The sequence below is a fragment of the Idiomarina aminovorans genome, from assembly GCF_023155095.1.
In the GTDB taxonomy this organism is placed as follows: domain Bacteria; phylum Pseudomonadota; class Gammaproteobacteria; order Enterobacterales; family Alteromonadaceae; genus Idiomarina; species Idiomarina aminovorans.
This window is the reverse complement of record NZ_JAKNDA010000002.1, coordinates 53,523-77,817: the sequence shown is the minus strand read 5'-3', so window position 1 is coordinate 77,817 and position 24,295 is coordinate 53,523. Positions and strand designations below refer to the sequence as shown.

At 44.6% G+C, this 24,295-nt stretch carries 19 protein-coding genes and 4 pseudogenes; 8 read left to right on the top strand and 15 right to left on the bottom strand.

Going from position 1 to position 24,295, the window contains the following annotated elements; genetic code table 11:
* Window positions 1-43: 43 nt before the first annotated feature.
* The gene (locus tag L8G48_RS04450; RefSeq protein WP_248263410.1) at window positions 44-1,354 is read left to right on the top strand and encodes an MATE family efflux transporter; all 1,311 of its coding nucleotides are present in this window, start codon (window positions 44-46) and stop codon (window positions 1,352-1,354) included.
* A gap of 44 nt (window positions 1,355-1,398) precedes the next feature.
* Here L8G48_RS04450 and L8G48_RS04445 read toward each other — a convergent pair.
* Window positions 1,399-2,118, bottom strand: a pseudogene (locus L8G48_RS04445) (IS5 family transposase).
* A pseudogene (locus L8G48_RS04440) lies at window positions 2,091-2,679 on the bottom strand (transposase); the annotation flags it as partial. The pseudogenes L8G48_RS04445 and L8G48_RS04440, both read right to left, overlap by 28 nt.
* Window positions 2,680-2,946: 267 nt before the next feature.
* Between L8G48_RS04440 and L8G48_RS04435 the strand changes: the two are divergent.
* Window positions 2,947-3,303 carry a hypothetical protein gene (locus L8G48_RS04435; protein WP_248263409.1) on the top strand — a complete coding sequence of 119 codons (357 nt, stop codon included), beginning with the start codon at window positions 2,947-2,949 and terminating at the stop codon, window positions 3,301-3,303.
* Between the two features lie 2 nt (window positions 3,304-3,305).
* Window positions 3,306-4,250: a hypothetical protein gene (locus L8G48_RS04430; RefSeq protein WP_248263408.1), complete on the top strand. Its 945-nt coding sequence runs from the start codon at window positions 3,306-3,308 to the stop codon at window positions 4,248-4,250.
* A gap of 202 nt (window positions 4,251-4,452) precedes the next feature.
* Here the strand turns inward: L8G48_RS04430 and L8G48_RS04425 are convergent.
* The 5 genes and pseudogenes from L8G48_RS04425 to L8G48_RS04405 form a co-directional block, all read right to left on the bottom strand.
* Window positions 4,453-5,208 (bottom strand): annotated as a pseudogene (locus L8G48_RS04425) (IS5 family transposase).
* A 176-nt stretch (window positions 5,209-5,384) separates the two neighbouring features.
* Window positions 5,385-6,506 (bottom strand): cytochrome-c peroxidase, encoded by a 1,122-nt coding sequence (locus tag L8G48_RS04420; protein ID WP_248263407.1) that lies wholly within the window; start codon window positions 6,504-6,506, stop codon window positions 5,385-5,387.
* The gene (locus L8G48_RS04415; RefSeq protein WP_248263406.1) at window positions 6,500-9,148 is read right to left on the bottom strand and encodes a TonB-dependent receptor plug domain-containing protein; all 2,649 of its coding nucleotides are present in this window, start codon (window positions 9,146-9,148) and stop codon (window positions 6,500-6,502) included. The genes L8G48_RS04420 and L8G48_RS04415 overlap by 7 nt, the downstream gene beginning before the upstream one ends.
* Window positions 9,149-9,158: 10 nt before the next feature.
* On the bottom strand, window positions 9,159-11,930 hold the full coding sequence (locus tag L8G48_RS04410; RefSeq protein WP_248263405.1) for an Ig-like domain-containing protein: 2,772 nt from the start codon (window positions 11,928-11,930) through the stop codon (window positions 9,159-9,161).
* 763 nt (window positions 11,931-12,693) lie between these two features.
* A pseudogene (locus L8G48_RS04405) lies at window positions 12,694-13,371 on the bottom strand (IS4 family transposase); the annotation flags it as partial.
* Window positions 13,372-13,566: 195 nt separating this feature from the next.
* Between L8G48_RS04405 and L8G48_RS04400 the strand changes: the two are divergent.
* Together L8G48_RS04400 and L8G48_RS04395 are read left to right on the top strand one after the other, a co-directional pair.
* Window positions 13,567-14,226, top strand: a complete 660-nt coding sequence (locus L8G48_RS04400) for a hypothetical protein (protein ID WP_248263404.1) — start codon at window positions 13,567-13,569, stop codon at window positions 14,224-14,226.
* A gap of 112 nt (window positions 14,227-14,338) precedes the next feature.
* On the top strand, window positions 14,339-15,310 hold the full coding sequence (locus L8G48_RS04395) for an IS30 family transposase (protein WP_248263403.1): 972 nt from the start codon (window positions 14,339-14,341) through the stop codon (window positions 15,308-15,310).
* 41 nt (window positions 15,311-15,351) lie between these two features.
* Here L8G48_RS04395 and L8G48_RS04390 read toward each other — a convergent pair whose 3' ends face one another.
* From L8G48_RS04390 to L8G48_RS04370, 5 genes are all read right to left on the bottom strand, one after another.
* The gene (locus L8G48_RS04390) at window positions 15,352-16,113 is read right to left on the bottom strand and encodes an IS5 family transposase (protein WP_248263402.1); all 762 of its coding nucleotides are present in this window, start codon (window positions 16,111-16,113) and stop codon (window positions 15,352-15,354) included.
* 275 nt (window positions 16,114-16,388) lie between these two features.
* Window positions 16,389-17,396, bottom strand: a complete 1,008-nt coding sequence (locus L8G48_RS04385; protein WP_248263401.1) for a hypothetical protein — start codon at window positions 17,394-17,396, stop codon at window positions 16,389-16,391.
* A complete protein-coding gene (locus tag L8G48_RS04380; protein WP_248263400.1) occupies window positions 17,397-17,729 on the bottom strand; it encodes a hypothetical protein in 333 nt (110 codons plus the stop codon).
* Window positions 17,730-18,057: 328 nt separating this feature from the next.
* Window positions 18,058-18,636, bottom strand: a complete 579-nt coding sequence (nfuA, locus tag L8G48_RS04375; protein WP_011233510.1) for a Fe-S biogenesis protein NfuA — start codon at window positions 18,634-18,636, stop codon at window positions 18,058-18,060.
* A 71-nt stretch (window positions 18,637-18,707) separates the two neighbouring features.
* Window positions 18,708-19,397: a ComF family protein gene (locus tag L8G48_RS04370; protein ID WP_248263399.1), complete on the bottom strand. Its 690-nt coding sequence runs from the start codon at window positions 19,395-19,397 to the stop codon at window positions 18,708-18,710.
* Window positions 19,398-19,434: 37 nt separating this feature from the next.
* Here L8G48_RS04370 and bioH point away from each other — a divergent pair, with 37 nt between their 5' ends.
* The gene (bioH, locus tag L8G48_RS04365; RefSeq protein ID WP_248263398.1) at window positions 19,435-20,202 is read left to right on the top strand and encodes a pimeloyl-ACP methyl ester esterase BioH; all 768 of its coding nucleotides are present in this window, start codon (window positions 19,435-19,437) and stop codon (window positions 20,200-20,202) included.
* Window position 20,203: 1 nt separating this feature from the next.
* Here the strand turns inward: bioH and mutM are convergent, their stop codons facing one another.
* Together mutM and L8G48_RS04355 are read right to left on the bottom strand one after the other, a co-directional pair.
* Window positions 20,204-21,016 carry a bifunctional DNA-formamidopyrimidine glycosylase/DNA-(apurinic or apyrimidinic site) lyase gene (gene mutM, locus L8G48_RS04360; RefSeq protein WP_248263397.1) on the bottom strand — a complete coding sequence of 271 codons (813 nt, stop codon included), beginning with the start codon at window positions 21,014-21,016 and terminating at the stop codon, window positions 20,204-20,206.
* A gap of 14 nt (window positions 21,017-21,030) precedes the next feature.
* The gene (locus L8G48_RS04355; protein ID WP_248263396.1) at window positions 21,031-21,537 is read right to left on the bottom strand and encodes a hypothetical protein; all 507 of its coding nucleotides are present in this window, start codon (window positions 21,535-21,537) and stop codon (window positions 21,031-21,033) included.
* Between the two features lie 119 nt (window positions 21,538-21,656).
* On the opposite strand from L8G48_RS04355, the gene L8G48_RS04350 reads away from it, so the two are divergent.
* Entirely contained in the window at window positions 21,657-22,274 is a 618-nt protein-coding gene (locus L8G48_RS04350) for a 2OG-Fe(II) oxygenase (protein WP_248263395.1), read from the top strand.
* 38 nt (window positions 22,275-22,312) lie between these two features.
* Window positions 22,313-23,434, top strand: coding sequence for a hypothetical protein (locus L8G48_RS04345; protein ID WP_248263394.1), 1,122 nt, complete (start codon window positions 22,313-22,315; stop codon window positions 23,432-23,434).
* A gap of 43 nt (window positions 23,435-23,477) precedes the next feature.
* Here the strand turns inward: L8G48_RS04345 and L8G48_RS04340 are convergent, their stop codons facing one another.
* Window positions 23,478-24,203, bottom strand: a complete 726-nt coding sequence (locus tag L8G48_RS04340) for a hypothetical protein (protein WP_248263393.1) — start codon at window positions 24,201-24,203, stop codon at window positions 23,478-23,480.
* Window positions 24,204-24,295: the final 92 nt, after the last annotated feature.

The following is a 24,295-nucleotide window of genomic DNA, read 5'->3' as shown; positions in this document are numbered from 1 at the left end:
AAGTATAAAAGCTGTCATTAACCGAATTCACTTAAGGAAAGTTATGCACAAGCTGTTTGGATTTTCGTTGTCCGATCACAGCCGCGTTTTCGCGATTGCTCTGCCAATGATTATTTCCAATATTGCTGCACCACTTCTCGGTCTGGTCGATACAGCCATCATAGGGCATTTGCCGAACGCTATCTACTTATCCGCCGTTGCCATAGGTGCCATGGTGGTCAGTTTTATTTATTTGCTGGCAGTGTTTTTGCGCATGGCCACAACCGGCTATATAGCCCAGTCTTATGGCGCCGACGACATAGATGCACAGCGCCAGCACTTTAATAACGGTATTCTTATTGCGCTCGGCTTAGGCGTCTTAATAGCTGTTGCCAGCCCCTGGATTAACGATTTAGCTATGTGGGTCGTAGCCCCCGGCACCGAGCTTGAAAGTTATGCCCGTGACTACATTGAAATACGCTTATGGTCGGCGCCGGCGTCACTGATGACCCTGGTCGCTTTGGGAGTATTGCTGGGCCGCCAGAACAGTCGCAAAGCCATGTTATTAGTGATTGTCACTAACGCCGTCAATGTGGTTATGGATGTGATACTGATTCTTGGTGTTGGCCTCAACGTAAAAGGCGCCGCCTGGGCTTCGTTAAGTGCCGAATGGGTAACTGCTATTATCGGTTTCTACTGGACAGCACGGGCTCTGGGCTGGCACTTAACGCACTGGCAGCTGAAGTTTCAACAAGTAAGACAGTTTTTAGGGGTTAACGGCAATATCTTTATACGCAGCCTGATACTGCAACTGTGTATGGCCACTATGACCGGCTATGCAACTCGTTATGGCAGTACCATGGTAGCGGTCAATGCCGTGTTAATGCAGTTTCTGATGCTGATATCGCTCGGGCTCGACGGCATTGCTTATTCTGTCGAAGCTCTGGCCGGCCAGGCCAAAGGTCAAAAGCGCTACGATAAAATCCGCTATTGGTGCAAAATTACCTTATTGTGGTCATCACTCTTTGCCGTTGTTTATGCGCTAGTTTTTGCATTAGCCGGTGGGGTTATTATTAGGCTTATCACCGATATTCCGGAAATTATCCGGGTTGCTGAAAACTACTTACCCTGGATAGTAGTATTGCCACTAATTGCCCACTGGAGCTACTGGTTTGACGGTGTATTCATTGGATTATCATTCAGTCGTGGTATGCGTAATACCATGATATTAAGCGCTTTGATTGGCTTCTTGCCTTTATGGTGGGTAGGATTGCCGCTGGAGAACCACGGGTTGTGGCTGGCTCTCAGCGGCTTTCTTCTAATGCGTGGTATTACCCAGGCATTTTGGCTCCGGTATTTTTCTGGAGCTGATTAACTGAAAATGACGATTAGTGGCTGTTGATCTTTGCTTTGTATTTTTCAATCAGCCCACATTGGTAGCCACATCATAGCGAAGGCTAAAGCCACCATCGAGTAATAATTCCTCTCGAGTTTCTCATATCTGGTCGCGATACTCCGATAATGCTTAATTCGGCCAAAAGCGTTCTCCACAAGATGACGATATTTATACAGACACCAGTCAATATCGTCATTGCCTGTCAAGCTATTGCTTTTTCTGAGAATAACAACATCTGCATTACGTTAACGAACAAAGCTTCTGAGTTTTTCGCTATCATAGCCTTTGTCGGCAATCATCGTTTCACTCGCGGGTGAGTTTAAAACCAGCGATTCTCCGTAAATAACATCGTGTTTTTGTCCGCACAAGATTTCGTAATACACCGGTAATCCGCCGCTGTCTACGACAAGGTGGATCTTGGTGGAATTACCACCCCGACTCTTACCGATTGATTAATCATGAGCCGTTACAGCGCCCGTACTCTGCTGATGAGCTCAGACAATACTGCCATCAATAAACAACCATTCGCTATCTGCCAGTTGGGACAGCGTACGAAAAAGACTGTGTAAAATTCCTTTCTTTGACCATAAATTGAAGCGACGATAAACGGCACTCCATTGACCAAAGTCGGACGGAAAATCTCTCCATGGGATCCCGGTTCACATCCAATAAAATACCCTCCACGGTTTTCTGTACTCTGGTTTGTTGTACGTGCGTCCGCTTCGATGGCGAGACACTCCCATGTTCCTTCATCCACCACATTCAAAGTTCTAAAGCGTTTACTGCAATACAACGTGTCATACATGAAATCCAACGCCCATTGATGATTTACCTGATCAAGCGCTTCCAGAATCCCGCCCGTGGCGACTTCTTCAATTCTGCATTGATGGCATCAATGACAGCAGGATCTGCTTTTCGCCAGTCTCACTCGGGGCGACAGAAGGTCGAACCGCCTATGTCAATAAACAGGCAAGCCTTTACGATACTCCACCCCGCACCAACCAATATGCTGAAGTACTTTCGTTTGTCTGCTGTCATCAACCCTTTTTTGCCATCAACTCCTTAATAGAATGATTTTCCAGACTTACATCGGCATACATCTTCTTGAGCTTGGCATTTTCATCTTCAAGCTCTTTCAGCCGTTTAACGTCAGAGGCCCCCATTCCACCGTATTTCGATTTTCAGTTGTAGTAGGTTGCGTTGCTGATACTGTGCTGACAGCACCCATCTTCAACCTTCATACCCGCATCGACTTCTCTTAACACAGCGATGATCTGCGATTCAGTAAAACGTGATTTTTTCATTGTCGTCTCCTGCATTAATCATTGCAGAAAACTCCAATTAAGTCTGTCTCAGTTTAGGCGAAGTGGACACATCCTAAACAGCATAGTAAGTGCAAAACATTCAACAGGTCTCTACTCAGCGAAAATTCGTTTTACTTATCCTTCGGATATCTATTTGATTGTTATAGTGGCAGTCAATTAAATGTTGACAACATGCTGGCTAGACAATACGATTCAAATGATAATAATTCTTATTTATTGCATAGATTGTCTTACATAAGGAAATAGATGAAACGCTTAGCTTCCGTTCTTTTGCTTGTAATCTTATTAGCGTCATTCATATCCCCAGCAAAGTCTTCTCAAGTGGGTTGGTTGCTCAAAGTTAACCCTAAAGAAACCGTAGGCCTTGTTCTAGAGCATTTAGCAGAAGATGCCTTCCTCTGGCATCAAGATATTGAACTTACCGGGTATTATTTGTCTGCATTCCCTAAAGTATTTGAAACAGGACTAAGACTGATTCTAACGTCCACTGGTCGTCTAAGTTATCGCTATTTAGGCTCATACTGGCATGAAAACGCTTGCTTGCATATTGATGCTTATCCAACAGACGCTTATGAATACCGTTTTAATGACCAATGCGACTGAAAATGGAAATTTTAATGAGTAAAAAAGTATCAATTATACTGATAACCATAGCTTCCTTTGCGGGCCTCTACCTGTTCACTAATATAGGATCGGAACACTCGGCCGAAAATGAGGATACGAACGCGGCGACAGAGGGTATAAATAGCAGCATTTCAAGCCAGCAAAGAGCAGGGCAAAAAGTGACCACCCGTTCGATGGTAAAAGGAGAGCAAAAATCGGCTCCTAAAGCCGTTAAACAAGAGATATTGGACGAATTCTCCACTTACCCCCCTCAACAAATAGCGGTAGAGTTATTTACTGATGTTCGAGTAAAAGGTAATAGTACAGCGTTACTGCTAGAGCTCATTCAAAAAGGCATCATTGGTGTTAACGAGTCACTGAAAGCTGGTGCTACTCACTATACGCCTTTATATGTAGCGTTAGCATCCGGAAATGACTTAACTGAGGCGGAGCTGCAACAGTTTTTCGATCTCGGTGCATTTGCTGGGGCATCAAAACCATGGTTGAGAGCGATGCCTGCGTTACACAGTAAGAAAACATTGCAATTATGGGCAGAACATTCAGGGGTTGGTCCTGAACATTATGACAATCTACTTCTGTATGCATTGATTAGAGGCAACCCTACGCTCGACGCGTTTATTCGGGAGAAAATACCGCATGAGGCGGATACTTCACACCACAACGATGAAGTAGTTGTTGCGGCGTACACTACAGTTGTGCAGGAAGTCAATGCTGACTTGATGGCCCGTATTTTAAACAGTGATAACCCACATAAAAAAGCAAATCTAATGAGCTATAAATCGCGATTACAACGACGGCTCGGGCAAATAGAGGTATTGATTAAACAAGATAGCCTGACTCCCGAGCAAAAAACAGAAATTAAAACTTCGCGTGAACAATATCAACGACTTATAGCTCAAGTGACTGAACGGATAGATACGCTTTAAATCATCGCCGTGATCGACCCTTTTTGGGATCCATCGACAATGAATATTAAGCAACTTTCCAAGATCAGTGCTATAAAAATAAAATCAGCTCTGCTTGCGGAGCTTAACCTACCTAATCGCTTTCATTGATTAAGGGACTAATTAATGTGTGAATTAATGGTAATTTTATCCTAGAGGCTGTTGATCTTTGGTTATTAATTGTTCAGCAGTACATTGGCAGCCAGTTCATCATGAACGCTGAGGCGACGGTACTGCTATAATTTCGAGCCAGCTTATCGTATTGCGTTGATATCGCACGATACTTTTTAATCTTCATAAAAGCGTTTTCAACAAGATGTCTATATCGATACAGACACCCGTCCATATCAGCGTTGCCTAATTGGTTATTTACTTTACGTGGAATATTGGCATCTGCTCCGCTTTCTTTTATATAATCTCTTAGAGACTCACTGTCGTAGCCTTTATCCGCACAGATGAGGCAAGCTTGAGGTGCATGGGCTATCAGGCTCTCGGCATGTACGATGTCATTTACCTGACCACCACAGCTCAAAATAAACAGGAAGCCCTCCGCTATCTACTGCCAAATGAATTTTCGTTGAGTTACCTGCCCGGCTCTTCCCGATAGACTCATTCATCTTACCTGCTGCACCAGTGCTATCCTGATATGCTTTAATTATACTGCCATCAATAAACAGAGATTCCGGATCGCCGTCCGACGCTAAGTTTTCAAATAATTTTTGCATAAGCCTTTTTGGGACCATAAATTAAATCGCCTGAATATCGTATTCCAAAGACCAAATTCCGAAGGTAAGTCTCGCCACTGTATACCGGTACGCATGCGATAGAGTATGCCTTCCAGCGTTTTTCGGTGCTCGTGCTTGTTGGAAACCCGTCCACTATCCTTTAATCGTTGTTTTAGGATTTCCCACGCTTCATTTGTTAACATCATTCTTGGCATAACAACGTTCCGGTTAGTTATTTTTGACGAAACAATTATACCTTGTTGCTATGCCGATTATTTATTAGACAACGATCAACAGCCTCTAGGAGAAACGGATGTTCTTGAGTGCGATTAGGTTAAAAATTAACAACTGTTTTCTGATTACTACGGTGATCTGCACCCCAAAGAACACGTTACAGAGATGTGATAAATTCTAATAGAGCTTTGCGTTCGCTATCGCTGAGTTCAAATGGAGTTAGTAAGTCCGTTGTCTGTGGGTAATGTTGGTTCGCGGATAAATTTTCCGGTCGGCGAGGACGAGCGCCTCCGTGTTCGTACATACGAACGACCCCTTCCAGCTGAGTAAATAAGCCATTATGCATCCATGGTTTACTCTTTAGTAAATGGCGCAACGATGGCGTGCGAAACGAGCCCATGTCTATATTGCGGCCCGTTACCTCAAAGCGGCCTAAATCTTCAAACTTACGTCCGAAATAATGCAGCCCTGTATTGTGAAATCGCTGATCCGAGAGAAGTGGTCCGTTATGACATTTCACGCAGCCTGCTTTAGTACGGAATAGGTGCAACCCCACTAATTGTTGATCAGACAGGCTGGCTCTTGCTTGCTTCCAGTCTCTTGAAGCGACTGCCAATAAAAAGCGATCCAACGGCTGCGTTGTGGGGTCATCCATGAGTGTGCGTTGGAACTCTGCTAAAGCCTTTGCCAACAGCGACCAATCAACGGAATCTGGTGTATCCTTAAACGGAATAAGAAGTGGCTGATAGTCATCGCTCTTACCGACCATTGTCACGATGATATTGGTTTCATGTGCCATTTCGACTGGGTCTCTTACGGGCATGGCCGCTTGTTCTTCTAGCGATGATGCGCGGCCATCCCAAAAAAAGGTTTTCCATAAATGTGTGTTGATTAATCCGGGCGCATTTCGCCGACCTTGCTGCTGATGCACTCCAATTGATACTTGGCGTGGGTCTGCGAATGCATTTTCTGAAAGATGACAGGAGGCACAGCTTACTTTGCCTGTGGTCGATAAGCGCGGGTCGTGGAATAGCTTCTCGCCAAGCTTGATTAAGTTATCGTTTAGTTGTGCGCGTAACGAAACTGGATCCGGGAGTGGCGCCAGATCGGCAGTTGCTTCTTCGGGCCGTTTAGGCCAAGCTGCTTGAGGCTGTAAATAACTTTTCCACAGCGCCTCAATGCGTTGTTGCTCGATGCTCTTGGCAGGTTGCGCGTGACAGATCATGCAACCAAAGATTGCCGCCCCCCATACCAAGGATTGAAGTAAACACTTTACCATGTGTACTCAACTCCGACCCAAAAACTCCTTCCCGTCTCGAGGCCTTGCTGATTATCTGCCACGGTATAGGTACGCTGACCTAACAGGTTATCTATCTCTAAATTTAACTCAAGTGCCTGGTTAAAAGCTTGTAATCGGTACTGCAAATTAGCACTTAATAACGTACGAGCAGGGCGCTTAGTATCCTGATACACAGGGTATGCCAACTCTAGGTCATCACACTGCGTGCATAGGGTGTCTAGCTCGGCAAAATACCATTGCCCAGTATTGACCGCACTGGTGTACTTACCTTGATAACTGACGTTTAGACTCGTCTTAACATCCTCAGTCCATTGGCTGTGAATCGATAAGTTAGCGCTTAATGGCCGACTGAAATCATCATTAAGACGCCCCAGGTCATCCAAGCTGATTAGCTTAAAACGATTATTGGTATTTTCAGACGATACATAAGCAACAATCTCGTCCTCCGGCACAGCATCTACATTACTATCGTAAGAGCTACTTGAGGTTAAATTTTCGCTATGGCTTGTATGGAACCAAAACTCATGTTGCCTCCAACGATACTGGTATGACAGTGTTAAGCGTTGGTATTCTCCGCTGCCTGCATTTGTGGTGGTAATATAAGTGATCCCATCATCAGCGCGGGTACTACCTCGAGCGAGCTGATCGTATTGCCAGCGCTTAACGCCTTTGATTGAAAATACGCCACCGAATAAACGTTGTTTAACCGCTAGGCTGAACTCATCGTTATAGGGTGTACTAACATCGTTAAATGAGTAACGAAAACGCTCGGCCTGTGCAGAGGTTTGCCAGTTGCCCACCACACCTTGTTCTAGTGGTCGGAACTGTGTCAGGTAAGGCCGGCGAGCTTCACGTAGTTTATAAGTAATTAAACTTGCTGCATAATAGCGGTTCAAACCAGCTATCAGTCGCGTATTACTAAATGGACGATAACCTAATTGCAGTCGCGGCGCGATATCGATGTTGGTCAAAAAGTCGTTGTAGTCTGCTCGCAACCCAAGCCGCATATCCCAATCTTGCCAGTGCAGTTGGTCGTCTACAAAAGCGCTGTATTCCTGCATTTGAACGTCAATGTTTTCGATAGGGTAGACTCGGCGATAACGGAAAAACTGACCGCGTTGATTGAGATTTTCTTGATAGGCTTTTAAATGTTCGGGATTAGATAAGTCGATGCTGCCACCCAACTGTTCAGCGAGTTGTTCGAGCGGGATCTCATATTGCTGTTCAACGCAGTCCAGCGTTTGTTTATCACAATTGAAGTTCGCATCTCTAAAGGGGGAGTTATAAACCACGGAAGTGTTCGGGCGCAGACGCTCAATATTAAGTAGGTTAGCGCTAATACCTAACGAGATATCGTGGCTGGCAGCAATAAAGTCAAAGGTATCTCGGGTCAAAGTGAGACTGGCGCTTGTATCCTGTTGTATTTTGTTTAGGTCGCCATAGCCCCCCTCAATACTGAGGGCCTGATTACCGACAAAGGTTCCCCAGTCTTTACCCGGAGCGCGAAACCACGGGCGGTATACGTTGGGCGCCTGGCGACTGTTGTCACTATTTGAATAACCGACTTGTAAATCACCCAGCCAATTTTGCCACTGTTTGTGCACGTTCACGCTTGTTAGGTATCCACCACCCTCTTGGCTATACCGAGAGTCTTTAACATCGGTGAGTACGTACTCACCCTCATACGGAGAATAACTGGCGCTGAGTGATAGTTCATCGAATATCGCGAACTCGGCAGGTGTGTAGCTGTATTTTATCAAAGTAGATAGTGATTCACGTTCAGTTTCGATAGGCTCGAACAAAGACACCTCACCAATTGTTGACGTGGTTTGATTAAATGATGCGTAGAATGAGTGCTCCTCATTTATCGGCATTGCCACACTCAAACCAAGCGTTTGCTTAGCAAAATTAGGCAACTCGACATCCTCTTTGGTTTCTGCTTGTTGCTCTAATTCTTCATTTGATAAGGCACCGCGGAAATCGTAATAAGTATATTCGTTCCAACTGCTTAACGAACGGCGGTAACTGAGCTTGATCTGCGGTTGTTGTAATTGATTAAGTGATCGGGATTCAACATCGACAACACCGCCATTAAAGCCGCCGTAGGAAGCCGGGATATTGCTATCAAACACCGTAACTTGCTGCACTAGCTCGCTATTGATAAATAGGTTTTGTGGATGGCCCTGGACGTCATTAACGGACGAGGGCGAGCGATAAGCGGCATTGGGGTCTATTCGGGAATTATTGCTTAACCCGTCATAGTAGAACCCGGTTTGCCATGGCTGAGCGCCCGATATTGATATCAATTGAGTGCGGATTTCTTTTTGCCTGTCGGCATTGAGGGCATTCTCAGAGAATTGTATGCCGGGTAAGAAAGTGAGCATATCGGTGATGTTGCCATTGCCTTGGCTACGAAAATCTAAAAAGTCGCGGCTTAAATCGTAACGTCCGCTCAGTGCCAAGGTTTCGGGAAACCAGCGGTAGCCGACTACTTCTATACGCTCATCCACCGCCTCGGCTTTTTCATCCTTTTCCTCTGTTAAGCTCTGTTGATTGGCGATGGCCGCAGGTGCGGCCATGATACAGATAAGACTTAAGGTCAGCTTTTTACTACCTAGCATGCTAACCCTCCTATTGTGGAGTTAATGGTTCAGGGTCTTCGGCATCGTTAATGCCGTCATTATCAGCATCTTCGTCAGCAAGAATTCCACTATCATTTATGGCGTCGCTGCTTGCTTTCTCTGCATAAAAGTTGGCAAGGCCATCATGATCGGTATCGACAGTTGCGATGATACTAGCAGGGAAGTCATCCTGAAGGGCTTGATACTGACTGATGAGTGCAAGCAAGATTTCGACTTCGGCAGCACCAAAGCTATCAAGCTGGGCGAGCTGGTCGCTCTTTGCGTATTGGCGATTCGCGGCGAGGGCGGCAATGACATCTTCTGCCGAACTTACTTGCGCGCTTGCTGGTAATGTATTGAATCGACTCACTAGCTCATCACTCAGCTTAGTTATATCGCTACTCAGTTGTTGATAAATACTCGCAAAATTGTTGAGGTTTGGATGACTCCGTAACTGTTCGGTAATCGATTGACGTTCAAACACGCTTCCGTCATCACCGTTGATTGTTTGCACCTGCTTCAGCACTGTCGCCAGTTGGTTGGTATTGCCTTCATCACGTATTGGGTATTGAGGGCCTTCAGCATTGGTCCAGCGCGCTACGACTGGATGCAGAACATCTAGGGAACGAGAAAAGTCACTTGCAGATGCGTAGGCTCTTGCGATGCGCAGACTCAATTGATCAAAATCTTCAGCCTGTTCATCATCTGTTAAGTCGAGCTCTGAAAGGTAAGTTGTGGCGCTTTGCAGCGTGCTGAGTTGATTGTCAGTCGCTCCAATAAACTGATACAAATCGGCCAGGTCGGTATAAGCTGCAACCTGATCGGCACGGGTTACGAGTACCCCATCAGGTTGGCTAAAGCCTTTTTCAGTCATGGTTTCGCAGGCCGATACGATGGTGTTATTGAGTGTCTCAGCATCGACTTCGCTTAACGTCAGTGCATTGGCATATTGCAGATATTTTAGGCAACCTCGAGTACTGAGCGTATAAAGCCGCGAGTTTTCTTCGGCTAAATAGGCATCGGTCTGCATTAGATTAATACCTTCAATTAACATCGCTTTAGCTGCTTGCTGATAATTAAGCTGAGCAAGAATACCTCCGGTATAGGGTACATTTGCGATGCGCCCAGAGAATGCTTCCTGGCGATCACGTAGATCATCGGGATAGGTTTGTTCTATGATTTCGATAGCTTGCGCAATGCTGTCAGCACTCTCATTGTTGTTGATGATTAACGCTAATGCTTCGGCTTCAGCAGCAGCATCTTGCGCGCGATTTTTACTCCAGCTTTCATCTGGAATAAGTGCTATGGGTAAGTTTTCTAGCTCTGGGTATAACAGCGCAAAGTAGCGTGCGCTTTCGACAAGAGGATAATCGTATTCCTGTAACGAGAACGCAGCGTTCGGTTTGGCTGAGTAACTGTATTGAGGATCATAGTCAGCGTTGGTATAGTAGGATAAAGTCCACGCTAACATGTCTTTAGCGGCTTCGAATTCGCCCAACATAAAGAAGTACTCGATTGCTAAGCTACCGTAAAGAGGGGCAAGTTGATACTTCATTTTACCTTCAAACTCACCAGAACTCTCTTCTTGATAACCTGTTTGACGCACGCTTGAAGATACGTTTGCAGCTGCGTTGAACGCCGCATCAAAATTGGCTTGGGTTCGGTTTTCAAAATAACGCTCCAGTAAAGAGTCTGCGTTATTGCGATAACTGGTAACTAAAAATCCAAACTCAGTGCTGTAGGGTTTGTCAATGCCGCCTAATTGATCGACAAGGGTGTCCATAAAACTTGTAACCTGGGCAACACCTTCACTATCTTTGGCATCATTAAAATCGTTGATCAGCCCTAAAAGGAATTGGCTATCGTCCGGACGTAGGTTATTCAGGCCGTTGTCAGCAATGTAGCTACGTTGTTGCTCAAAGCTACTGACTCGGTGCTCGTGTGCTTGCGAGGATTTACCAAAACGGTCGTACGTACGCGCTAATTCTTTGAAAGCCTCAGCTTTCCCCTGTTGTGACGTAATGTGTTGCTGGATGATTTCATCACTACGCTCGTTAAGATTTGCGGTTAAGTAGCCATTAGCAAGTGCGATGAATGATGGTTGCGCGGTTACTTCATCACTCACATTTTGTAGACGTTGCTCCGCCGCTTTTAAGTGAGAATGTTGTGAGCGGTAGTAATAGGCTGCTTTTTCCGTATTACTGCTGTACGCCGGTATGAGGTCAATGGTGATATCAACCTTTGTCGTGCCATCATCAGCGCTCAAAACAAAGTTTTCGGCGGGAAGTGAGAGGTCTTCAAGAGTATAAGTAAAGATACCGTCATTTCCCAGCGCAACAGTGCCTTTATTAGGTTGTGTTTTTACATTAACACTGACCTTATCACCATCAATGTCACTGATAGCGAGCTCACCTTCGTAGGTGGAGCTATCAATGATGCTGATCCGAGAGCTATTAACGGTAGGAGCGTCGTTGACTGGCGTCACAGTAAATTCAAATTTGTAGCGTGTATTGTCAGCTTCAACTGTCGCTGTATCTGCGCCATTAAAGTCTTGAGCAGGCGTGTAGGTCACAGTTTGGTCTGACACACTTAAGCTGCCATTACTCGCATCGTTGATGACAATAGCTGTGCTGTTGAATAAGACTTCACTCTGCCATTGGCTATCTTCTGCTAAGTTGGCGCTGACTTTTTCTGTAGCTATACCGTTATCACTGTTGCTTCCACCACAGGCGGTAAGTAGTAAAATACTGCTCGTGAGTAACGAGTACTTAAAAGTTCGCATTATTATTTCTCCACTAATTATGTCGATCAGATAATAATGCGAACTATTTCTATTTTCAAGTAAGTGTTTTAAGGTTCCCTTCTTTTACAATGATTAAAAAACGCCGGGCTCTGCCTCAGTCTTTATGCACCAAACGAGTTGCTAAGTTATGTTTTGACAGGCAGATCCCCCCCCTGTAGTGATAATAATTCTTATTAATATATGCTGAAAATTAGGTTGCTTTTGTCGCTCCTAAAAACTTTGTTGGGAGTATGAAGTTACTTATTGGTTTGGCCAGTATTGTTAACTATTTCCATACAAGTGGCGCCAAGATGCTGAACTTACATTGTTTGACTTCTCTGCTGTTCCGGATTTCTTTCAAAGGGGTTTAAAATTAATGCTTTCATCAGCAGAATTATTAAATCTTATCTACGCTCGAGAGGTTATGCATTGGTAATCATGTGTTTGGATGTGAATCTTATGAATAAAAAAATCGTGCTTGTTATTGCTTTGATAGTGATTGCTATAGGTATTTATCAGCTTAAAGCAGTCGATGCAGAGAACAATATTCGTTCAGAATCGATAAAGGCAAAAAATAACAATGCGTCCAAATCTGTTATAACCAAGCCAACACTCATAAGTTGGACATTAAGAAATAATCGGCACCAGACCCGGCGCCAAACGCCCGGTTTTCCTGTCTCTGTCCGGGTGCGCCCGTTTAGCGTATCGGGATAGATAATCCATTGCCCAGCACCATGTTTGTTTTAAATCAGCATGTTATCGTAAAAGCGTTCAGGACACGCGGATTGCTCGTCGTCTTTGCCCGAACAGCATAAAATCCACCCGCCGCACCAATTTCTCGCAAATACGACAGTTTGAAGTACCCTCTGTCTGCCAAAAATAGTTGGTTTTTCAACGTCTCTGCGTTCGGCAGGTAATCGTATTCTGCCTGACTATCAGCGCTCACTGATACGGTGCCCGGCTGACTGCGCAACATATCCCAGGTGACATGGACTTCTATCGCGGCAGGGCTGATTGTCGTGAAACGACCTTTAAAAACATCTCGCAAACCATTGTGTACGGCGAAAGAGCTGCCGTCCTGAACAACAATTTGTTCAAACTGTGTCAAATTCACCTCAGTTCCCAACACTTGTTGCTGCCAGTTTGCCATCGCCATCCGGACTAATCGTTTCATCATGACGACAAACTCAGGTTTACTGAGTTGGTTGTGGAATGGCTTGTACTGCACGTCACAGAAGGTCAGACTGGTGAAATAACGATGTAAGTCACTGATGGAATCAACGGTTTTATCACCTAATGCGGTAACTAACGACATCACCAGCTCAAACGGCCTTACCACCCGCTTCCGGGTACAAAACCCACTGCTTTGGCCAATATCATTAATTTTAAATTCATTCAGGACTTTCGTTATCGTCGCAAGCTCGGTATTATTTTTAGGCATGTCTTCAAATTTGACTCATGTTGTTTGTTTGGCGATAAACATCTGATCAAATTTGGAGCATGCATTCAAGCTTTATTTCCTTAAGATCCTACCTATGAGCCAACACTAGAATCTAAAGAAGATGAAAATACGGGTATTGATTATAAGGAAGCTTCTGAAGCGGAATCTGTATTTCCTGGTTTGGTCGACAAGTATATGGCTTATATACCCCAAAAAATCGCCAAAAACCTGTTTACAGATGGTCGTATCCGCGGTGATAGTACGGAACTACTGTTAAAGTTGGTAGAAAACGGCACTATTGGAATCAATGAATCGCTTAGGAGGGGAGCGACTCACTACACTCCTATTTTTGCCGCTCTGGTTTCGGGTAGCGAATTAACAGAGAGCCAATTTAAAAAGTTCATCGATCTTGGCGCTAACGTCGATGCTTCATTTGTAGGACTCATGGCTATGGCAAAAATCACCAATGATAAGGTTTTAGAGCAATGGAAAATTGAGGCGGGTGTAGGCTCAGAACATTATGAAGATCTTTTGATGCAAGGCTTAATCAATGGCAATCCCAACCTTATCTCAATGGTAAGAAAGGAGATCCCTCAAGCGACTAACTCTTATCGGATTAACAAAAAAAACATTAATCAAGTTTTTGCACATGTTACCGGCGCAGTTGACCATGAGAATATTGCCAAGCTTTTAAAAAGTAACGACAAGCGAGCTAACTTAATAGGTTATAAAAATCGTTTAAAACGTAGGCGTGGTCAAATTGATGTGCTCGCCAGAGAAGGCGAGCTAAGTAAGGAACAACTTAGAAAATTGAGCGACTCTCGTGACCAATATGAAAATTTGATAAAAAAGTAAATCCTGAATTCAGATAATAACCGCAACACTCATGTAATGGGATAGGTCGGAAGGAGGTCAGCTACCAACATGTGATAGTCTTACTTTTCGACCAAAAAAAGTGAGTTCCAACATGAGTTATCGGCAGCTGACCGAGGGACAACGATACCAGATTTCTGCGTTGCTCTCAGAAGAATTTTCACAACGAGAGATTGCAAAAAAGCTGAACATCGCGCCCTCGACTGTTCATCGGGAGTTGCGGCGTAACAACAATTTGTGTGGGTCTTATGACCCTCAACTGGCTCAGGAGCGCACGTTAAAACGGCGTTCAAAGCCAAAGCCCAAACGGGTTTGCGAGAATACCCGAAACGCCGTAGAGCTTATGCTCGAGATGGACTGGAGCCCGGAGCAGATATTAGCTATCTGTAAACGCTTAGGTTATCCAGTCAGTCACGAGTGGATTTACAATTATTTCCTGGCTGATTTTTACGGCGGTGGTGGTTTATTTACTCACCTTCGCCATCGGTTAAGACGCTATAAAAAGCGCCTGCATAAGCAACGAGGTCGCATTTTAGGCCGTCGCTCGATACACGACCGCCCAGCAATTATTGATGACCGGACACGCTATGGCGACTGGGAAATCGATACCGTTATCGGTAAACGCGGAACCGGAGCTATCGTTACGCTTTTAGAGCGTAAAAGCCGTTTTTATCTGGTGAAAAAAGTCACAAGCAAACAGGCTGATGCCGTTGCTGAAGCAACTATAGAAATGCTGCAGCCCTTTAAAGCTCTGGTGCACAGCATTACGGCGGATAATGGCCTGGAATTCGCTGATCATGAGCGCATAGCAAAATCGCTGGATACCGACGTTTATTTTGCAGATCCGTATGCTTCGTATCAGCGCGGCGCGAACGAAAATGCGAACGGGTTATTGCGTCAATACGTGCCAAAAGGCACTGACTTACGCTCGGTAACCAACAAGCTGATGGCTAAATATCAGCAGCGCTTGAATTTACGTCCCAGGAAAACCCTGGGCTTTATTCAGCCAGACATAATTTTTAAAGAGCAATTGCAACAGGCTATGAGCGAGTGTTGCAGTTATTAGTTGAATCTAGGGCGTGTTGATCTTTCCTGTACATATTTTGTTCAGCAATACATCGGTAGCCACATCAATGAAAATGCCAGTGACACCATACTGGCATAATTTCTCGCTAACTTTTCATACCTGGTTGATATTGAACGATAATGTTTTATTCGTGCGAACGCATTTTCAACTAAATGCCTATATTTATACAGGCACCAATCGACACTGCATTTGTCTATATCCTGGCCATAATTACGTTTGGGTATGACTGAAGTCCCTCCTTTGACTTCAACATATTTCCTCAATGCGTCACTATCGTATCCTTTGTCGCCTACGAAAATGTTTACTTCCCTCAAATGGTCTACCAGACTTTGAGCCCGAGCTATGTCATTTCTCTGGCCTTCTGATAGTTCAAAATAAATAGGAAGGCCGCCACTATCCACGGCTAAATGAATTTTTGTAGAGTTACCACCTCGGCTCTTTCCAATGCACTCATTATCCACGGTAGCCGCTCCGGTACTATGCTGATGAGCTTTAACAATAGAGCCGTCAGCAAAGACCCAATCGTAATCAGATAGTTTTGCTAACTCATTGAATAACATATTTAATAAACCTTTCTTCGACCACAAATTGAACCGGCGATAAACCGCGCTCCAATCACCAAATTCCGATGGCAAGTCACGCCACGGAATTCCGGTTCTCAGCCGGAATAATATCCCTTCAAACGTCATTCTGTGTTCTGGTTTATTGTAAATGCGGCCTGTGCTCTTCATTACTTGAAGTAGCTTTTTCCACCGCTTATCAGTTAGCATTAGTCTCGGCATGGTATTGAGTTGTTAGTTTATTTTTGGCGAAACAAATTATAACTCTTTACCATGCCGCTCAAAAACTAATCACGAAAGATCAACACGCCTTAGGAATAAGATATTAGAAACACTGTAGGTCGAACGAATTCAAGCAGTGTTCAAGATTTGATTCGATTCGGCAGAGCCGTCGAATTTCCGAGTCAGACTTTCTGTCGAGAGCTATTTTAATTTTCTCAACCGTTAGTGGCTGTTGATCTTTTCTGTGCATTTTTCAATCAGTCCCTTTATTGTTTTTATTCACGATTAAACGATCCATCGCTATTTTCATTCAGCATAATAGTCGCTTGAGCACCTGGCAACCGCTGCTCAATAGCGTTAATTAGCGACGCAGGCCAATCTTTTTGCTTGGCTACCGGCAGCAGTTGGCGATGTGTTTCATTCACGCCGATATCGCCAGCTTCTATTGCCTTTAACCAAGCCGTTGGGGTTATTAACGGGTTATGACTGGACATCGCCGAGGCGAGTAAATCACGGTCTAAACTATCTATCACATCATAGCCTTGCGCGACTAATTGTAGAGCCAATGCCGGCCGTTGATAGGCTGCGGCTAAGGTTGCAGGTGAATACCCCATATCGTGCGCTGACGCCGCGGGATCTAGTTGTAATAAAATGGTCACCAACGATGGTGAACGCACTAAGGCAACTTCCAACGCTTTATCGTTAAAACGCACGCCATGATTACTCAACTGCTGATAAGCTCGCACATCGTTAACACCATTGGCGGCAAATAAGTAATGTAGTCCCATACTTTGATCCGCGAGTAGATTTGCGTCGCTACTGATTTGTCCTTGCTGTAGCTGGTTAATCACCGCTTGCCAACCTTGCTGCTTAAGCAGTTGACGTGCCGCGATATAATCATCCCATTGAGGTTGTTTGGCATGTTGTAAGTTCATATAGCGACGGCAGCGTCGCAGTAGCTTATCAGCAGTTATCAACGACGTTGTTTCTGTCAGTACCTTTGGCTGAGAGCGTAAATGCTGACAAGCATTGATGACAGCCATATCCCTATCCATATCTCGCTGTAGCACTAACTCGTCGATTCGCTCGATAGATGAATTTAGAGAGCTGTGATCCTTATCAAACTCCTGCTTAGCGGCTTCCCGATGGAGCTCGACAATCTTATTTATATCATCATTTGCGGACTGTACTTTTGATTTTTGATCTGAGAAGCCGAAGAATACTAGACTAGCAATTACCACTAAGATGATGACACTGAAACTGAAGTAAAAAAATTTTCGCATTTAAAAGTATTCACCCAAATAAAAGCTATCATCTGAAACGGTATGGACTATGAACGCACCATTATATATTTCAGTATCAGATAGAAAACAAACAGACTCATCGTTAGGAACGCTGGCATCCTCACATCTATAATCATAGTAGCACTCGATTCGGTCAACCAGCCTTGGTTCTGTAGCTGCAGCTATTTCAACTTCTGACCTAATTGATAACTCTGGGTAATGAGTTAAAGCAAAAGTCGCATCGCGCGAAGAATCACAAATCCGGAACGATGCGTTAGCAGTTGTATGTACAAATAAAATTAGTATTGGAAAAAAGGTTTTAACTTTTAGCATAGAGCCTCATTTACATGTAAGTGATAATAATTATCATTATTTATCTGTAAGTAGGATATGTCAACGACAGGAATGATCTTCGACACTCGATTCTAATAAGAGAATCCTGGGATTAGTGTAAAATCGTCAACTTGCCGCTAATTACTTTTCCCCCAATTGTTATAGTTAAACAAGTTCGGTATGTGCTACTTTCTTGAGTCAACAATTCGATGGAGATATCCAGCAATGAACATATTGACTGCTGTCTTTATAAATATCACCACCTCGTTGAAAATGCTTTTGTTATCATGTGGCTGATTGAAAAATGTATAGAAAAAATCAACAGCCCTTAGTAGTAAGAATGCTCACCCGGTTCATGATCGGTAATGTCACGCACGCCTTTCACTTCTTCCGGGAAACGCTCAAGCAATTCCTTTTCAATGCCGTTTTTCAGGGTTACGTCTATCATACTGCAACCGTTACAGCCGCCACCAAATTGCAGAATAGCAACGCCGTCATCGGTAATTTCCGAAATCATTACCTGCCCGCCATGGCTGGCCAGCTGTGGATTAATTTCAGCTTGTATAACGTATTCTACCCGTTCAATTAAGGGGGCGTCATCAGCCACTTTACGCGCTTTAGCATTAGGCGCTTTAAGGGTTAACTGAGACCCCATTTCCTGCTCTTCAAAATCAATGGCGGCGTCTTCTAAAAACGGTGCACTGCCGGAGTCCACCACCGCATCAAAACCGTTAAACGGCAAACGCTCATCATCAGGTTCAACTGAATCTGGCGGACAATAAGAAACACCACACTCTGCATTGGCCATACCCGGATTTACCACAAATACACGAATACACGTGCCATCGGGCTGGTCGGCTAATAGCTTTTTAAAGTGGGACTGCGCTGCTTCTGAAATACGAATCATAAATACTGACCTCACGGCTTATACCTGAGTAAATTACTAAGGTATAGTGTAACTGAGATACCCCTCAGTTTCTAGTCGTGTTGGTTATAGACAACTGCCCACGCATCGACCGCTTTAGCGCCTTTTTTGTAAAGCGCATCAGCCGCGGCCATCATAGTGGCGCCGGTGCTCAGTACATCGTCAACAACAGCTACGGTGTAACCCGTAAAGTCCCGAAGTGCTAATTGACTGCGCTGACTGTTCTCCCATCGCAATGACTGCGACGCCATATGTTGCATAGGTACAGACCGTATCTTACGCAACCCGCCAGTGATATACGGCACCTGTAGCACGACTGACAAATAACGAGCCAATAAGGCGGTTTGATGAAAACCCCGCCGGCGCCAGGCTTGTTCGGTCATCGGCACGGCAACAATACAGTCAGGCAATGCTTGATTCCGGTAGCATCGCAGTAAATGGGCCGCCAGTTGATTCGCCAATAACGGCGCTAATTCCGATTTATTGCGAAACTTAAATAAGGTCACCAAATGCTGTACCTGAGGCTCCCACCGCAATGCACCATACCAATAGCGACATCGACGCTGCTCTTCCGGTAGATGTTGGTCGATATCAGACAGATGCTGACAGCAACGCGGATACCAGCGCGGCAATGCTTCGTCGCAATAAGGACAGAGACTGTCGGCGCCAGCGCTTGAACAACCACAACTCCAGCACTGACCTAACTCAAAAGCATTGGCGAGACTGCGTAAAAACGCTAGCATAACACCTCTTAATCAAAAACTCGGAACAGGTAGTATAGTGAGCCTTTCGATAACGTGCTGTGGCACAGGAACACCTTTTGTTGTACTCCATGGCTGGGGCATGAATGCCAATATCTGGCAGCCGGTAGTGCCTGCATTAAGTGAGCATTTTCAACTGCACTGTATCGACTTACCCGGCTTTGGCGATTCAACCTGGTCATCAAAAAGCGACGTATCGCTGGAGAGCTTTGTTGAGCAAATTTTGCCGGCCCTGCCTCAGCAGTTTCATTTGCTGGGCTGGTCTTTAGGTGGACTGGTTGCAACACAGATTGCGCTTGCTTATCCCGAACGGGTTTTGTCATTGAGCACGGTCGCATCATCACCACATTTTGCAGAAAATGACAACTGGTCAGGGATTAAACCGGATATTCTGGAACAGTTTCAACAGCAACTGGACAGTAACTTTAAAAAGACCATAGAGCGTTTCTTAGCCATTCAGGCTATGGGCAGCGAGGATGCCCGCGAACAAGTCAAACAAGTGAAGCAGCTCATCTTCGCTAAACCATTGCCGAATTCAAAGGTTCTCAAAGCCGCCTTAACTATTTTACAAACTGCGGATCTACGCCAGCAACTACCAAGCATTGAGGTGCCCTTTAATCGCTTCTACGGCCGCCTGGACAGCCTGGTTCCGGAGCGCGCCATTGATGACATTTCCGATCTGGCGCCCAATTCGCAAGTGGTGGTATTCAACAAAAGTTCGCACGCCCCGTTTATTTCAGAACCGGAGCGTTTTGTCAGTGAGTTGCTAAGCGCCGTTAAGCATTAAACTAACGCTGGCACCGGGTGCAGTACACAGTGCTACGCTGGCCCAGTCTAATTTCTTTTAAACGCTGGCTACAAACCATACACATTTTGCCGCCTCGTCCATACACCTGAAGCTTTTGAGCAAAATACCCGGGGTTACCATCAACCTGAGTAAAATCTTTTAAGGTGGTTCCGCCCAGTTCTATTGCGCTTGCCAGGGTTTCTTTTATCAGCGGAACCAATTTCTGGTAGCGCGCTTTACTGATTTTACCCGCCGCCCGTTTAGGGTTAATTCCCGCCTTAAACAAAGCTTCGTTCGCGTAAATATTGCCGACACCCACCACCACTTTATTGTCCATAATAAACGTTTTTATCGATTGAGTTCGGCCACGGGAGCGGTTAAATAAATAATCCAGACTGAACGCATCAGTTAAAGGCTCAGGACCCAGTTGTTTCAGCAGTTCGTGTTCGGCAGCATCGCTGTCACTATAAAGCAAGGCACCAAAACGGCGCGGGTCATTGAGTCGCAGTGTCTGGCCGTTATCAAACTCAATATCAATATGGTCGTGTTTATAGTGAGTTGTCTCCGCCGGAACCACTCGCAGCTTACCCGACATGCCTAAATGCAATATCAGGCAGCCATTACCAGTCTGCAGTAACAAATATTTTGAGCGTCTGCTGACCGAACGCAGCACATGCCCTTCTAATTGATGCACCGTTTCCGGCACCGGCCAGCGCAGGCGCTTATCATGAACCTTGACCGCTTTAATTGTGCGGCCCTCAATGTGGGGAGAGATGCCTAAACGGCTCACTTCAACTTCGGGTAACTCCGGCATAACGTCAAACTTCCTTAATGGCCCAGTAACTGACTGGCGGTAAATTCCTTCACTCGAAAATTCTGCTGCTGATTTGGCAGGCGAATCATTAATTCGGGTTCAGCATAAAGCTCAACACGCGCTTCCTCGCCCCCGGCAAAACGAAAATAAATTTCCGTAATTAAGTTTGCCTCCGCTTTATCGGTTGGTTCCATGGTCAATGCTAACCAGTTCTCGGCAACACTTTGAGCCGCTTTTTCCGACAAGCGACAAGGTGCCTGACACTGCCACTGCTGCTCGTTCAGTACCAATTTAAGCTGATCAATTTGTATAAATCTCAGGTTACTGTCATTGGGAATAAGACCAATAACGTCAGCCGATACAGTCTCTTCAGCAACACGACTTTCGGCTTCTTCCTTAACCGGTGGAGCAACGTACCAGAACACCACCATTATAATTAAGATGACGTACACTAAAACGTTATTCCACGCCTTACGGGTCATACTCAGTCCAAATATTTTCCGTTTTTCATTCACTTTCATTGGCTTGCGCTCTTTGTGCTAACGTATCGAATAATTTTCTTGTTGCCTTGCTTCTTGTTACTGGAGACAGAATACCCTATATTCTCGCGCGACAACAAAATACAGAGCTTTATTGCGTTATGCCGCTATCTGACATTATCGACAAAGTTGCCGGGCACGGCTACTGCATTATCGATGATTTTCTGCAGCCAGAACGCGCGCAGGCTCTTTATCAATACGCTCAGCAATTACCCGCGCAATACTGGAACCTGGCTGGAATAGGCCGCCAACAAAACCAGACCATTAATACCATGGTTCGCAACGACCGTATTTACTGGCTGAATCAGGAAGAGCCGCGTCACAAAGACTACCTCGACATTATGGATGAATTACGAAACGAGTTTAACCGTGAGCTATTCCTTGGCTTGTTCGATTACGAATGTCATCTGGCGCATTACCCCAACGGCGCGTTTTATAAGAAGCATCTGGATGCCTTTAAAGGCCGCAGCAACCGCATGCTAACGACCGTGTTTTACCTGAACCCGGAATGGCAACAAGGAGATAGTGGGCAATTGGTCATTTATGGTGACAAAGGACAGGTTCTGGAAACGGTACTGCCCAAACAAGGACGTTTAGTGGTGTTTTTAAGCGACCGCTTTGTGCATGAAGTGCAACGCTCAGAGCGTGAACGCTTCAGTATTACCGGCTGGTTCCGCATCAACGCCAGTATTTCCGGCATTATTGACCCACCACGTTAGTCGCCTATGAGTCGTTAGACAATGGCTGTCTTTATACATTGAGCAATTCACAAGCCGGAGAAAGCATTTGTTATCACTTTGAAATTACAGATAGAAGTAAAACAACCGCCTTATTGGTAGGGCAATCAACGGGAACAGACGTCAACCTCAGTATTCTTGAGCATAACCCCAATGATACCTTTACTACCATCGGTATCTCCACCAATACCGGTAATCAGGATGAAGCGGTTATAGCGCTGACTGAACCCGGTCACTATTACTGGTTTATGGAAGTGATTGACTCAGATGGCTCAGCCTTTGATTTTGGTGCGACAGTTGTGACAAATCTGGATGAACATGAATTCAATGACACTGTCGCAACGTCAACAATATTACCGGATAAGCAGAATACAATTGTCGGTAATATGGATAGCATCAACGATGTCGATTACTATCAGTTTACAGCGGTGAGAGGCCAAAACTTATCAGTTGTTTTAACAGATGATCTTAGTAATGAATATTTCTTCGAAATTTATAACAGCGGATGGGTGCCACTTCCAGTTAACACTTATCAGTCTATAACAGGACTTCAGGCTAATCAGCAAATCAATTTACGCGTCACACCAAATACCTCTCTACCAGCGAACCCCGAAAATAATTATACTTTAACGGTAGCTTCCATAGTGGCATCTTTTGATCATATCATTTCTGGTGAAAGCAATGTGACGCGCGTTCCTTACTCAGCACAAAGTGACCCTTATCTTACCACGCAGGCCTATAATGAATTGAACTGGTCAGTGGTACTAAAAGATTCTACAGGCGCGCCAATTGAGGGGGCTGTAGCGATTTTTCGCTTTATTAAGGACTTAGCGGATGTTGAAAATACACTAACGAACTATGAGGTTGTATCTGATGAAAATGGAGAGATATCAGAACAAATAAACCTAACTTTCTGTAACCCTAATATTCCTTCTGTTCAGCACACCGAATACAGTTTCGGATATAAAAACGTATGGGGGTCGGATGTAGAAGTTGGTGCTTGGCGCTTAGAAATACCGACTAATAAAGGATTCGATGAAAACGGCAATCCCGACATAATAGGCGTGGGAGGAGAAAATGTTACTACGGTAACCTTTGGTCATATTTGCGATCAGGATCTTATATCCAGTAATCCGTCATAATGTTGCTTCGGGCCTCTTATGAGAGGCCCTTATTTAATCAAAGTTAATTTTTAGGGGCATGACGTCGTAACTGAGAAGATATATTGTCATTGAGCTCTAGCCAGCTAAAATCTTTCCCCCAAGTCTTCTGAAAGACTTCGTCACCTTGCGAGTTTTCGACCATCTCTTTTAAGTCAAAGACCTCAGAAAAATTATCTGCATTCACGTCGTACCTCGCCCAGCCTTTATATTCCGCATCAATATACTTTAAATAATTGGACTTAAAATCATTAGCTGCTGCGACAAATTCCTCATTACCATTCAACTTGGCTTCCAGAAAAGTTTTCTCATCGCCAGTGAGTGTGCCTGAAACTTCCAGCTCGCCGGATTGGTTGATAGAAATACCCCAATTTTTGTCCAATAAGGATGGTTGTTCGCCTACCAATTCAGACGCAATTGTACTGTATTGATTAAACATTTTTTCTACTGATTTAGGCACATTTCCGCCAGGCAAATACAAATGAGCAGTTGCCAACGACAGCTCTTTCATGTATCCATTTAAAGTATCTTCTACTGATTTAGTCAATTTATGAGAATCTGAGACTATATTCATCGGTCGACTGTAAATGGGAGATGCATCTTGGGCATCTTCTTTCTGATAAAAGTCCTCAGCCAACTGCTTTACCGCATTTTGAAGTGTGTCTTTACTATTTTCTGATTGAGTAACTTTGGCTGCTGAACTCGATACAACTTGAGACATGGCAGCAGTTTCAGTGGCACCGACTTTCATATCATTTTCCTTTTCTCGTACCTGTACTCGATGTTTATCGGCAGCTCTTTAATTTAACTTAATAGTTTGTTAATAAAAAGATCCTTAATCTA